General features: G+C 36.3%; 11 protein-coding genes. 3 read left to right on the forward strand and 8 right to left on the reverse strand.

Features of this window, described 5'->3' with window-relative positions:
- Positions 1-100 precede the first annotated feature (100 nt).
- Positions 101-1,447 (reverse strand): NADP-specific glutamate dehydrogenase, encoded by a 1,347-nt coding sequence (gdhA, locus tag IGL80_RS07980; protein WP_002360402.1) that lies wholly within the window; start codon positions 1,445-1,447, stop codon positions 101-103.
- 137 nt (positions 1,448-1,584) lie between these two features.
- On the opposite strand from gdhA, the gene IGL80_RS07985 reads away from it, so the two are divergent.
- Positions 1,585-2,871: an NAD(P)/FAD-dependent oxidoreductase gene (locus IGL80_RS07985; protein WP_002360403.1), complete on the forward strand. Its 1,287-nt coding sequence runs from the start codon at positions 1,585-1,587 to the stop codon at positions 2,869-2,871.
- Positions 2,872-2,911: 40 nt separating this feature from the next.
- On the opposite strand, the gene abc-f is transcribed toward IGL80_RS07985, so the two are convergent.
- Complete coding sequence (abc-f, locus tag IGL80_RS07990) at positions 2,912-4,378, reverse strand: ribosomal protection-like ABC-F family protein (RefSeq protein ID WP_002360404.1); 1,467 nt, start codon at positions 4,376-4,378, stop codon at positions 2,912-2,914.
- 245 nt (positions 4,379-4,623) lie between these two features.
- On the opposite strand from abc-f, the gene IGL80_RS07995 reads away from it, so the two are divergent.
- Positions 4,624-5,130, forward strand: coding sequence for a hypothetical protein (locus IGL80_RS07995; RefSeq protein WP_002357693.1), 507 nt, complete (start codon positions 4,624-4,626; stop codon positions 5,128-5,130).
- Positions 5,131-5,155: 25 nt separating this feature from the next.
- Here IGL80_RS07995 and IGL80_RS08000 read toward each other — a convergent pair whose 3' ends face one another.
- The gene (locus IGL80_RS08000; RefSeq protein WP_002357694.1) at positions 5,156-6,550 is read right to left on the reverse strand and encodes a 6-phospho-beta-glucosidase; all 1,395 of its coding nucleotides are present in this window, start codon (positions 6,548-6,550) and stop codon (positions 5,156-5,158) included.
- A 141-nt stretch (positions 6,551-6,691) separates the two neighbouring features.
- Between IGL80_RS08000 and IGL80_RS08005 the strand changes: the two genes are divergently transcribed.
- Positions 6,692-7,690, forward strand: a complete 999-nt coding sequence (locus IGL80_RS08005) for a LacI family DNA-binding transcriptional regulator (protein ID WP_002360405.1) — start codon at positions 6,692-6,694, stop codon at positions 7,688-7,690.
- A 35-nt stretch (positions 7,691-7,725) separates the two neighbouring features.
- On the opposite strand, the gene IGL80_RS08010 is transcribed toward IGL80_RS08005, so the two are convergent.
- The 5 genes from IGL80_RS08010 to trxA form a co-directional block, all read right to left on the reverse strand.
- Entirely contained in the window at positions 7,726-8,988 is a 1,263-nt protein-coding gene (locus IGL80_RS08010) for an ABC transporter permease (protein WP_002357698.1), read from the reverse strand.
- Positions 8,981-9,880 carry an ABC transporter ATP-binding protein gene (locus IGL80_RS08015; RefSeq protein WP_002357699.1) on the reverse strand — a complete coding sequence of 300 codons (900 nt, stop codon included), beginning with the start codon at positions 9,878-9,880 and terminating at the stop codon, positions 8,981-8,983. Before IGL80_RS08015 ends, IGL80_RS08010 begins: the two co-directional genes overlap by 8 nt.
- Positions 9,881-9,984: 104 nt before the next feature.
- Positions 9,985-10,242 (reverse strand): DUF3884 family protein, encoded by a 258-nt coding sequence (locus tag IGL80_RS08020; protein WP_002360406.1) that lies wholly within the window; start codon positions 10,240-10,242, stop codon positions 9,985-9,987.
- 151 nt (positions 10,243-10,393) lie between these two features.
- Positions 10,394-12,190, reverse strand: coding sequence for an excinuclease ABC subunit UvrC (gene uvrC, locus IGL80_RS08025; protein ID WP_002360407.1), 1,797 nt, complete (start codon positions 12,188-12,190; stop codon positions 10,394-10,396).
- 164 nt (positions 12,191-12,354) lie between these two features.
- On the reverse strand, positions 12,355-12,669 hold the full coding sequence (gene trxA / locus IGL80_RS08030) for a thioredoxin (RefSeq protein WP_002360408.1): 315 nt from the start codon (positions 12,667-12,669) through the stop codon (positions 12,355-12,357).
- Between the last annotated feature and the right edge of the window lie 80 nt (positions 12,670-12,749).

A 12,749-nucleotide genomic window follows, 5' to 3' on the forward strand; every position in this document is an offset into this window, starting at 1 on the left:
TAGACCAATTGTTTAATTTTAACTATTTAATTAGAGATATTTATTCTCTTAATCAAACAAACCAATAAAAAATGCTAGGAAATCCTAGCATTTTTTGTTATTAAACGAGTCCTTGACTTAGCATCGCTGCCGCTACTTTTTCGAAGCCAGCAATATTCGCACCTAAAACAAAGTTATCTCGTGCCTGATATTCGTTAGCTGTATCACGACAAGTCTCATAAATGTTTTGCATAATTTGATCTAGCATACCGTCAACTTTTTCAAAGGACCAAGCTAAACGTTCAGCATTTTGGCTCATCTCTAATGCAGAAACCGCAACACCACCTGCATTAGCGGCTTTACCTGGACAATAAATTACAGCTGATTTAGCAAAAACGGCGACTGCTTCTAGTGTACAAGGCATATTTGCGCCTTCTGCCACGACTTTCACTCCGTTTTTCACTAAAATAGCAGCTTGCTTTTCGTTGATTTCATTTTGTGTTGCACATGGTAACGCAATGTCATACGCTGTTTCGAAATCCCAAACAGATTCTTTATCATAATAAGTTGCGCCTTTACGTGTTTCAACATATTTTGAAATGCGTTCACGATTTTTTTCTTTTAGTTCTTTTACTAACGCCACATCAATTCCTTCTGGATCATAAACAAAACCAGACGAATCGGAACATGTGATTACTGTGGCGCCTAGCTCAGTTGCTTTTTCCATGGCATAAATTGCGACATTCCCGCTACCAGAAACAGCGACTTTTTTGCCTTCAAACGTATCGTTTTTATCTGCTAATAAATGTTTAACAAAATAAACCGTTCCATAACCCGTCGCTTCTGTTCTTGCTTGGCTTCCCCAGTATCCTAAAGGTTTGCCAGTCAACACTCCTGCATCATAGTTGCGCAAGCGTTTATACATGCCAAACAAATAACCAATTTCACGAGCGCCTACGCCAATATCGCCTGCTGGAACATCTGTACTTGGACCAATATGTTTTTGAAGTTCGGTCATGAAACTTTGACAAAAGCGCATCACTTCAGCATCTGACTTACCTTTTGGATCAAAATCACTACCGCCTTTGCCGCCACCGATTGGCAAACCAGTTAAACTATTTTTAAAAATTTGTTCAAAGGCCAAAAACTTCATCACACTTAAATTCACACTTGGATGAAACCGCAAACCACCTTTGTATGGTCCAATAGCTGAATTATATTGGACACGATAGCCTCTGTTCACATGCCAGTTGCCCTGGTCATCTTGCCACGGCACACGAAATTGAAAAATACGTTCAGGTTCAATCAAGACACCTAAAACATTTGCTTCAATGTATTGAGGATTTTTTTCTAAAAAACCTTCTACGGTTGGTAAAAACTCATCGACTGCTTGTAAATATTCTGTTTGACCTTGGTCTAATTGGTGAATCTTTTCTTGAATATTTTTAACATATTGTTTTGCGTCCATTTAATCATCCTCTCATTGTTATAGGTTTATTTTAACTGAAAATTCAAAAATTACCATAGTCAAACGTTTATTTTTTCCTTAAATCCAGAAAAAATCCCGTAATTATGGTACACTACCTATTGAATTGGAGGAGAACTATGAAGAAATTTGATGTAATTATTGTCGGTGCTGGGACGAGTGGTATGATGGCCACGATTGCGGCCGCAGAAGCTGGCGCTCAAGTATTATTGATTGAAAAAAATCGCCGTGTTGGGAAAAAATTATTAATGACTGGTGGCGGCCGCTGTAATGTAACTAATAATCGGCCCGCAGAAGAAATCATTTCATTTATTCCTGGGAATGGAAAATTTTTATACAGCGCATTTTCACAATTTGATAACTATGATATCATGAACTTTTTTGAATCCAATGGTATTCACTTAAAAGAAGAAGATCACGGACGCATGTTCCCTGTTACAGATAAATCGAAGTCAATTGTTGATGCGCTATTTAACCGCATTAACGAATTAGGAGTCACTGTTTTTACAAAAACACAGGTCACAAAATTACTACGAAAAGACGATCAAATAATTGGCGTTGAAACCGAACTGGAAAAAATTTATGCACCGTGTGTTGTATTAACAACTGGCGGCCGCACTTATCCTTCCACAGGAGCAACTGGTGATGGCTATAAACTAGCCAAAAAAATGGGGCATACCATCAGCCCGCTCTACCCTACCGAATCGCCTGTTATTTCTGAAGAACCTTTTATCCTTGATAAAACGTTGCAAGGTCTCTCTTTACAAGATGTTAATTTAACTGTTTTGAACCAAAAAGTAAAACCTTTAGTTAATCATCAAATGGATATGCTGTTTACACATTTTGGCATTTCAGGACCTGCCGCGCTCCGCTGTTCTAGTTTTATTAACCAAGAATTAACTCGCAACGGTAATCAACCTGTCACGGTAGCCTTGGATGTGTTTCCGACAAAATCTTTTGAAGAAGTGCTGAAAAATGTTGATTACATGATTGAGGAACAGCCAAATAAAGTGGCAAAAAATGCCTTTCATTCTTTAATACCAGAACGGCTGCTTACTTTTTATCTAGAGAAACTAGCAATTGAAGAAGTGCCTGCCAAACAACTAACAGAAAAGCAACGTCTTTCCTTTGTGGAACTACTGAAAGACTTTCAGTTCACTGTTACGAAAACATTGCCTTTGGAAAAATCTTTTGTCACAGGCGGTGGGATTTCCCTCAAAGAAGTGACCCCTAAAACAATGGAGAGCAAATTAGTCAATGGTTTATTTTTTGCTGGTGAACTTTTAGATATTAATGGCTATACTGGAGGCTACAATGTTACAGCTGCATTTGTCACTGGACATGTTGCTGGCTCCCATGCCGCAGAAATTGCAGAATACACCTATTTACCAATTGAAGAAGTCTAAACAAAAAGTCGCTAAAATAGCGACTTTTTGTTTACTTTTTTTATTTATCAATAATTTTCCCGTTTTCTAAATAAATAGTGCGGGTGGCTACTTTTTCCACAAACGTTTCATCATGTGAGGTGAAAATTACTGTTCCTTGATAGGCACTTATAAATTCTTCAAGTGCTTGGATTGTGTCTAAATCAAGAAAATTGGTGGGTTCATCCAATAAGATGATATTATTTGGTTCTATAAATAATTGCGCCAAAGTAATTTTTATGGCTTCGCCACCACTTAGAGAAGATATCTTTGTCTGTAAATTTTCTTGTTGAAAACCTAGCCGATATAAAAGTGAACGCACAATCTTTTCAGAATAATTTGTCCGCTTCAATAAATAAGTCAACAGTGGTTCATCATTTTTTAATCGATAATCTAATTGATGATACGTTCCTAACCGGACTTTGGGAGAAAAGTAAATGGCCGGGTGACGAGCTTCAATTTGTTGAAGGAAGGTACTCTTCCCAGCACCATTTTTTCCACAAAGTGCTATTTTTTCGTTTAAAGGAATTTGAACGTTCACTTGGTTAAGAATTGTTCGATTCTCATAAGCGAAAGTTAAATTTTCAATTCTAATTGGATATGGATTGTATAAAGAGAACTGATTATTAGTAGGAAAAATAATTTTTCGCTCTTGTTTTGCTTGCGCAACATCGGGTAATCTGTCAATTCTGGCATTAATCGCTTTCGCTTGTTTTTGGAGTGCTTTTTGTACGGTATCTTTTTGTTTAGAACCAGCTAAACGACTAGGTTTAATTTGCTTTTGTTTTTGTTTTTTTGAAACATGACTAGATTTTTGCGCTTGTGCTTGTTTCTTTGTGTAAGATTCCTGTAATTTTTTCTTTTCCTTTTGATATTGATGATAGACATTATATTGTGTTTGCTGTTCCAATTCTTTTTGACGACAATACGCATCGTAGTTCCCTAAATATTCTTTGACATGTCCATCCGAAACTTCCCAAATTTTCTCTGCTAATTGATTCAAGAAAAAGCGATCATGACTAACAAACAAAACGGTCCCATAATAATACGTTAAATCTGCCACTAACAACTGACGATGTTCTTTATCTAAATGTGTGGTTGGTTCATCTAAAATAACCCCGGTTGGATACTCTGAAAATAATGTTGCTAAGCGTTTTTGGACTTTTTCGCCACCACTTAGTTTTTGATTTTTCTGATTTAGCAAACAGTTTTTGTCAGTTTTCTCTGATTCATTCGTTATTTCTTCAGCTACTTGTGCCAAGTAATGAAAGTCGTTCAATCTTTGAACTTTTCCTTTGTCTGATTGAATCTTACCCATAATTAAATTGAGCAGTGTTGATTTTCCTGCGCCGTTTTTACCAATAATCCCAATTTTTTCATTTTCATATACAAATAATTCATCAATTTCTAGAATTGGTTTTCCCGAAAAGTGAATACTTACGTCTTTCAGATGAATACTTAATTTTTTCATTTTGCCTTCTTCTTTCATTTCTGAAACGAAAGAATCTTGGGTACGCAAAAAAGGACAGCCTAATCGCTATCCTTGTAGTTTCGTATAAAAGTACACACGCCACCCATGAATTTTAATTTCAGACTTTTTGATAAAATTTATTCAATTTATTTTGTCAAAAAGTCAATCCAAATTCTGATAGATGCCAACATACAATTATACCTCCTCGTTTAATTACTCCCACACTAACACCTCTGCTTTCTTTTGTCAATTCTGCCCCTAAAATGAGAGAATCGGACTTTAGTAGGATACAATTTTACCGAAACTATGGCAAAATAAAGACGGAGGTGAAAACCATGAAGATTACATTGACACGAAAAACATCAGCTTGGGGCGCGTTACGCTATTTTACATTTTATAAAAATGGTGTGCATCAAGGGAAACTTTTTACTAATGTACCTATTGAAATTGAGGCTGATCCTGGGGATGTTTTAACGTTCTATGAAGGCTGGTTCCAGTTTTATCGGCGCATTGAAGTTACTGAAGATACCAAAGAAATCACGATTATCAATTCTAAAAAATTGCAACACGTTTTTTATACCTGTGTCGTCTTATTTTTAATTTTAACGCTATTATTCCTTTCCGCACAGAAACTTTCGACGTTTATTATTGCTGAAATTTTAATTTACTCTGGTATTCAGTGGCTGTTCCGGCAACAAACCTATCATTTTACTGTCAAGAAAAAAACGGAATCCTTTGCTTCCTATTCTAAAAAAAGTATCGCACACTAAACGAATCTTTAGCGTGCGATATTTTTTAATTACTTTTCATTAATTCGGCCACATATGTGACTGTTTCTGGTTGTGTTTCTTCAATTTTATTAATCGCATCTGCAAAATTCGGTAAATGCGCTTTGTGGGCAATTAATAATTCGTCCAACAAGGTCTTCGCCATGACGCCGCCAGGAACTAATGGATTAATAGTGAAAGCATGCAATGCTGCGCCGTAATCACCATTGATGGCTGCTCGAATAACCGTTTCTTCCATAGCTTTCATATTTTGAATAATTCCTCGTGCTGCTGGCGGAAAGGCCCCCCAGTTGTAAGGTTCATGGCCATGTGCTGTCACAGGTCCAGATACTTCTACAACACAATCATACGGCAAATCAGTAATTGTCCCATTATTTTCAGTAGAAACAACCATATCCGTTCGTTTATCATTATAGATTGATGCGATCATTTCACAAGCTGCATCGCTATAGTGTGTGCCGCCCCGTTCTTCTAATTCTTTTGGTTTGTAATCTAGTTTGGGATCTTTATACAATTCAAACAAACGACCTTCCGTTTCTTTAACCACTTGTGCTCTTGTTTCGCCCCGTTCATACTCTTCGATGGAATGCTTCAACATCTCATCTTCAATATAATAATAGCGATGATAACCACATGGTAACATTCCTAAATCTTTTAACTGTTCATAATGGAACGGCGCATCAAAAATATTTTTCAAATGACTTTCTTGCTCTTGCTTAGGCCCGTAAATTAAATCAATGAGTTCTTGTGTTCGCTCTTGTCCTTCTTTGTCCCAAACGCGGTGCCAATGGAAATGATTAATTCCAGCAAATTTAAAGAATAAGTCTTCTTCTGGAATTCCCAGCATTTCGGCCGCTTGTTTTCTATGACCAATCGGCACATTACATAAGCCAACTGTTTTTTTCCAACCGCCATGTTTAATTGCAGCTTCCGTAACCATTCCAGCTGGATTGGTAAAATTCACTAACCAAGCATCTGGGCAAAGGCGTTTCATATCGTCAATAATAGCTAAAATGACAGGAATTGTTCGAAATGCTTTAAACATTCCTCCCGCGCCATTTGTTTCTTGGCCTAATACTCCATGGGACAAAGGAATCCGTTCATCTTTAATGCGAGCATCTAATAATCCTACACGAAACTGTGTTGAAACAAAATCCGCCCCTTTTAAGGCTGCTTCACGGTCCAATGTTAAATGAACTTCCCAATCTAAACCAGCAGCTTTAATCATGCGCTTCGCCATTGCCCCAACGATTTCCAATTTTTCTTTACCAGCTTCAATATCGACTAACCAAATTTCCTTAATTGGCAGTTCATCTTTTCTTTTAATGTATCCTTCAATTAATTCAGGTGTATAACTAGAACCGCCACCAATTGTTGCAATTTTTAATGCTCCTCTTGTCATCCGTCTTCTTCCTCCTTGATTAAATTGTTATCGTTTACATCTTTAGGATAAATTATGGGAATGTTCCCATGTCAAGCACTATTTTCAAAAAAATGTATGCTATACTTCTTATAAGAATACATTCCACTTTGGAGGTAAAAAATGACGTCTATCATTGATGTAGCAAAAGTTGCCGGTGTCTCGAAATCGACTGTTTCTCGCTTAATTTCTGGAAAAGGATATGTGAGTGCCGATAGTCAAGAAAAAATTCTCAAAGCAATGAAAGAATTAAATTATACCCCGAATTATGTGGCGCGGAATTTACGAGCAGGTGCCACAAAAACCATTGGCTTTTTAGCCCCTAGCTATTTAGGTTCCTTAGGTATTTTCTTGAATCGCTTTATTTCAATTGCCAAAAAATACAATTATTCCGTAACCTTATTTTTTACAGATGGCGATCAGCAGAAAGAAATTGATGCCTTGAACCAATTAAAATACAAACAATTAGATGGCTTGTTTTTATTGACACGAACAAATGAATGGTCAGTGATTGAGCCTTACAGCGCGTATGGCCCTTTAGCAACCTGGCATCGTATCGATTCACCTAATATATACTCTTCCTACATTGATCATTACTCTGGTTATTATCGTTCCTTAGAATATTTGCAACAACAAGGGTACCAAAAAATCGGTCATGTCCTCGGTAATCCCGAAAATTTAAACACGCACGCACGAAAACGTGCAATGAAAGATTTTTATGAAAACACTCAGGCACCTTGGCAAGCTGAGTGGCTGATTAATGATCAGTATACTAACCATTCTGGTCGCAAAATTGCCCATTACTGGCAACAATTAACCGAAAAGCCAGAAGCTTTGGCCTTTTATAATGATCACGTAGCAGCTGAGTTTATTTCAGAACTTGAAAATCTAAATTATGCCGTTCCTCGCGATGTCGCTGTCATTGGCTTTGATAATAGTTATGTCAGTGAATTGATGCATATTACGACTGTTGATTATGCCATTCAGTATCAAGCCGAAAACTCATTTATTTACCTATACAACCAATTAAATCAGACGAACATTCCTGAAAAAAAATTAACCGTTCGTCTAGTTGAACGACGAACGGTGCCTAAAAAAGACCCGGCAGATCAGTCACTTTGACTGATTTACCGGGTCCTTTTAGAGTTAAACAAAAATTATTTATGCTTTTGTTCATTTTTTAAAATAGAAATTGACTGTTTTAAGGATTGAATCATGCCGCCTTCGCTGTATACAAGAACGTTTGATTTGTATAAACGAGCAGAGAAGATTGTTAAAATAATTCCAAAAACTGCCAAAATCACTAATGAGACAATTGCTTCCATTGTTGATGCCGTTTCGGTCGCCAAGCGTACTGGCATAATGTATGACGAAATCAGCGGAATAAAGGAAGTCACTTTCACCACGATATTTTGTGGATCATTCGTCCCAAACGTAATGCCAATCATATAACCGATTAAACCAATATACATGATGGGCTGAACTGCTTTTGCTGTATCCTCTGGTTTGGAAACAAGAGAACCACAAAGTGCTGCCAAAACAGCAAAAACGAGAATACCAATAATGAAAAAGCCTAATGTAAAAATAAAGGTTGATGAAAAAATACTTTGTGGTGAAATACCACTTAATAGACTTTTCATAAAATCAAGATTTTTCAATTGAGAATAGCCGAGAACAAACGCCACTCCGTAAATAAAAATTTGTGTTAAAGCTACTAGAATAACCCCAGTTAATTTGCCATAAAAATGGGTTTGCGCTTTTGTACTAGAGAGAATAACTTCCATGATTCTAGTGCCTTTTTCAGAAGCAATCTCTTGGGCAATAATTGAAGAATAACTGCTGATGAAGACAAATAACAAAATTGTTATCCCCATTGCTAACGCCATTTGAATCCCTGTGTTATCTTCTCCTGTTTTTATTTTACCATTTTCATCAAAACTAATTTTGGCTTTTTTAAATGTTGCTTGTTGATTCAACATGGCAACTTGCTCAGCTGTTAGGTTTAAACGATTGGCATTCGCCATTGTTTGTAATTGGTTTAACATTTGAGGAATTAGCATCTCGGTTGCATTTCCTAAAGAGCGTTCAGAGTAAAGCTGACCAGAAATCTGATTATCTGTAGTGTCCAAAAGTAAATAGGCATCAATTTTCTCGTCTTTTAATTGTTCTTGGGCCTTTTTCTCAGAAGAAACAGCTTTGAAAGAAAAGTCCTCTGTTTTATTCTTTGTCAACTCTTTAACCAGCGCTTGGTTTTCCGAAACCAGACCAATGGTAGTATCTCCTGAAAAACCGCTAGCTAGAGAGCCCGCTAAGTAAACAATTCCTACAAGAAGAAATGGCGCTAAAATCATGATTAAGAAAGACAGCGACTTCACATTTTTCTTATAGACATCAGTCGCAATAATCCAAAATTTACTCATCTTGCCCACCTACTTTCATTTTGAAAATTTCTTCCAATGTTGGTGGTTGTTGATTAAACATTGGAATGTAGCCGTTGGCTGTCGCTTTATCAAACAACACTTTGCCCACTTCAGCGTTTTCTAATGTCGCTTCTAAGACGCCATCTTGTCGCAAGTGTGCTTCTTTCACACCTGCTGTAGCAGCAACTTCCTCAACAGATAACGGTGATTCTAAAAATAATTTTGTTCGACCAAATTGTTGTCGAATTTCATGAACCTGACCATCTAAAACCATGCGTCCATTTTTTAACATGACTAAATGGTCACAGATTTTCTCCACATTGTCCATATTATGACTGGAAAAAATGACACAAGAACCTTGATTTTTCAATTCAATAATGCCGTCTTTTAATAATTCTGCATTAACTGGATCCAAGCCACTGAATGGTTCGTCTAAAATAATTAACTTCGGTTCATGAATAAGTGTCGCAATCAATTGAACTTTTTGTTGATTTCCTTTTGATAAAGATTTAACTTTATCCGTTTTTTTGCCTTTAACTTGAAATTTTTCCATCCAAAAGTCAATTTTAGGTTCAATTTCTTTTTTAGTTTTCCCCCGCAATGAAGCGAAATAAATTAGTTGGTCTTCAATCGTAATTTTAGGATATAAACCCCGTTCTTCTGGTAAATAACCAATAATATTGTATTCTTTTTCGTTTAATGGTTGACCATTCCATAAAACTGACCCGCTATCTTGTGTTAAAAAATTTAAAATCAAGCGAAACGTAGTTGTTTTCCCGGCACCATTTTGGCCAATTAATCCTAAAATTTTCCCGTCCGGTATCGTAAAGGATACATGATCAACTGCTTTAAAATCCCCAAAGGTTTTGACTAACTCTTTTACCTCTAACACATAAACGCCCCCTTCACTTTTTCTAAACCGCTGTTTAGTTACTCATATCGTATCTTTCCTGTGTTGGCTTGTCAATGACAATTGTTATGGAAAGATGCTGCACTTTAATCAGACGCTTTATTTTCTGCTAAGCGAAAAAGGCCATCCGTCTCGGCAGAAATATGCACTTCATTTGCGGTCAAGCCTGTGCTTTCATAAAATTTATTTTTAAATTCCTTTGCCGATTTTGATGATTGGCAGGCCCAAATTCGACCTGTACGATTCAACCACGTACCCAATTCATTTATTAAACGCTCATCAATCAGTAATTGATTTGGTACTTTTTTAAATTTTATTTGATAAACGGGCGTTAGTATTTTCATGATCAGACGTCCTCTCTTTTAAGTTAGTATTAGTATATCACGAAAGAAATCGTTATCATATTTTCTTGAGAGTTCAACTTTTCATGAAAAAATTGAATAAAAAAACCAGACAAATTAGGAAAAGCACCTAATTGGTCTGGTTCATTTTCATTTATTTTTCTATCTCAGAGGTTGTTTCTTGATGCAAATGACGATACACATTCTTCGCGACAGTTTCAGGTAACCCAGCTTTTCTTAATTCTTCAACACTGGCTGCCGTAATATTTTTAAGCGATTTAAATTCTTTTAAAAGATTTTTTTTGCGTTTCGGTCCCAAGCCTTCAATGTTATCTAATTTGGAAGCAAAACTATTTTTACTACGTAATTGACGATGGAATGTGATGGCGAAACGATGGACTTCATCTTGGATTCGTTGCAACAAGAAAAATTCTTGTGAGTTTCTTTCCAATGGTACAACTTCTAAGTTTGGACCAAATAAAAGTTCACTCGTTTTGTGCTTGTCGTTCTTGGCTAATCCAGCTACAGGAATATCGACTCCTAGTTGATTGGCTAACACATCTTTGACAACATCGACTTGACCTTTACCACCATCGATTAAAATTAAATCAGGAAAAGGCAAGCCTTCTTTTAAAACTCGTGAATATCTGCGATAAATGACTTCTCTCATAGAAGCGTAATCATCAGGACCTTGGACAGTTTTTATTTTATATTTTCGATACTCATTTTTAGCTGGCCGTCCGTCAATAAACACAACCATCGCAGAAACAGGGTTTGTTCCCATAATATTTGAATTATCAAATGCTTCAATTCGAATGGGCACAGGTATGTTCATCGCATTGCCTAATTTTTCAACTGCACCAATTGTTCGTTCTTGTTTCCGTACAATCAAATCGAATTTTTCATTTAAAGCAACTGCAGCATTTTTACTGGCTAATTTAACCAGTTTTTTCTTTTCTCCCCGTTGCGGCTGCAAGATTTTCGTAGCTAATAAAGCTTCAACGCTTTCTTTATCAATGTCATCAGGAATCAAGACTTCTTTTGGCACAAAATGCTCATTCTCTTGATAAAATTGTCCAATAAAAGTTAAAAATGCTTCACTGGCATCATCATAAAATGGAAAAATCGATACATCACGTTCGATTAATTTTCCTTGTCTGACAAAGAATACTTGGACACACATCCAGCCTTTATCAACAGCATAACCAAACACATCACGATCAATTAAATCTACATTCGTCATTTTTTGGCGGGTCATAACTGTTTCAATCGCTTTAATTTGATCGCGAAATTCTGCAGCTTTTTCAAATTCCATATGTGCAGCTGCATAAGCCATTTTTTCTTGTAAGCGGTCCTGAATTTCTGTATGTCCACCAGAGAGAAACCCTTTAATCTCTTCCACCATATCTTTGTAGACTTGCGGATCCACATCAAAAGCATAGGGACACAGACATTGTCCTAAATGATAATACAAACAAGGTGTTTTTTGCGACGGATTACATTTTCGCAAAGGAAAAAGCCGATCTAACAGTTTCTTTGTTTCATTCGCTGCATTTACATCTGGATATGGGCCAAAATATAACGCTTTGTCTTTTAAAACCTTTCGAGTAATCATTAAACGAGGATATTTTTCGTTTGTGATTTTGATAAAAGGATAGGTTTTATCGTCTTTTAACATGATGTTATATTTGGGATTATTTTTATGGATTAAATTAATTTCTAATAAAAGTGCTTCAATATTCGATTCTGTCACAATATATTCAAAATCATCGATTTCACTGACTAATCGTTCTGTCTTAGTATCATGGCTACCACGAAAATAAGACCGGACACGGTTTTTCAAAATTTTGGCTTTCCCAACATAGATAATCGTGCCGTTTTTATCTTTCATTAAATAACAACCAGGTTGATCAGGAAGCAGTGCTAATTTATTTTTTATTCGTTCGTTCATACGATACTTCCTTTCTAACAAAATGCTTCGTCTATTATACACCTCTTTTTGTAATTAAACAAAAAAAGCCGCTACTTTATGTACGAAAGAAACAGCCTGAAAAGACAATCGCTAATGATTTCTCTTCAGACTGAATCAGACTATTCGTAATGACTAATCAACGTTTATAAGTGTTTGGCAATCATTGCTTGCAATTGGTCTTTTGTATGAACACCGACTGCTTTTTCAACAACTTCGCCATCTTTTTTCAATAGCAATGTTGGGATGCTCATGATTCCAAAACTTGCTGGTGTTGCAGGATTTTCATCCACATCCATTTTGACGATTTTTACTTCGTCTTCATCATATTCTTCAGATAATTGTTCTAAGATGGGTGCTTGCATACGACAAGGGCCACACCAAGTTGCCCAAAAGTCGATTAAGACTAATCCTTCATCTGTTTCTGTTGTAAAATCTTTATCGGTAATTGCTTGTGTCATTTCACAAACCTCCTACTCTTTACTCTTATTACATGCTTAGTATAACACGTCATCTCTAAGATAGCGAGTGTTCTGCTTAC

The sequence above is a fragment of the Enterococcus sp. DIV2467a genome, assembly GCF_050532945.1.
In the GTDB taxonomy this organism is placed as follows: Bacteria; Bacillota; Bacilli; order Lactobacillales; family Enterococcaceae; genus Enterococcus; species Enterococcus faecalis.

What these genes read in the sequence shown, in the direction of transcription:
- gdhA (WP_002360402.1), bottom strand. Translation starts at nt 1,447, where the DNA reads ATGGACGCAAAACAATATGTTAAAAATATTCAAGAAAAGATTCACCAA.
- IGL80_RS07985 (WP_002360403.1), top strand. Translation starts at nt 1,585, where the DNA reads ATGAAGAAATTTGATGTAATTATTGTCGGTGCTGGGACGAGTGGTATG.
- abc-f (WP_002360404.1), bottom strand. Translation starts at nt 4,378, where the DNA reads ATGAAAGAAGAAGGCAAAATGAAAAAATTAAGTATTCATCTGAAAGAC.
- IGL80_RS07995 (WP_002357693.1), top strand. Translation starts at nt 4,624, where the DNA reads ATGAGAGAATCGGACTTTAGTAGGATACAATTTTACCGAAACTATGGC.
- IGL80_RS08000 (WP_002357694.1), bottom strand. Translation starts at nt 6,550, where the DNA reads ATGACAAGAGGAGCATTAAAAATTGCAACAATTGGTGGCGGTTCTAGT.
- IGL80_RS08005 (WP_002360405.1), top strand. Translation starts at nt 6,692, where the DNA reads ATGACGTCTATCATTGATGTAGCAAAAGTTGCCGGTGTCTCGAAATCG.
- IGL80_RS08010 (WP_002357698.1), bottom strand. Translation starts at nt 8,988, where the DNA reads ATGAGTAAATTTTGGATTATTGCGACTGATGTCTATAAGAAAAATGTG.
- IGL80_RS08020 (WP_002360406.1), bottom strand. Translation starts at nt 10,242, where the DNA reads ATGAAAATACTAACGCCCGTTTATCAAATAAAATTTAAAAAAGTACCA.
- uvrC (WP_002360407.1), bottom strand. Translation starts at nt 12,190, where the DNA reads ATGAACGAACGAATAAAAAATAAATTAGCACTGCTTCCTGATCAACCT.
- trxA (WP_002360408.1), bottom strand. Translation starts at nt 12,669, where the DNA reads ATGACACAAGCAATTACCGATAAAGATTTTACAACAGAAACAGATGAA.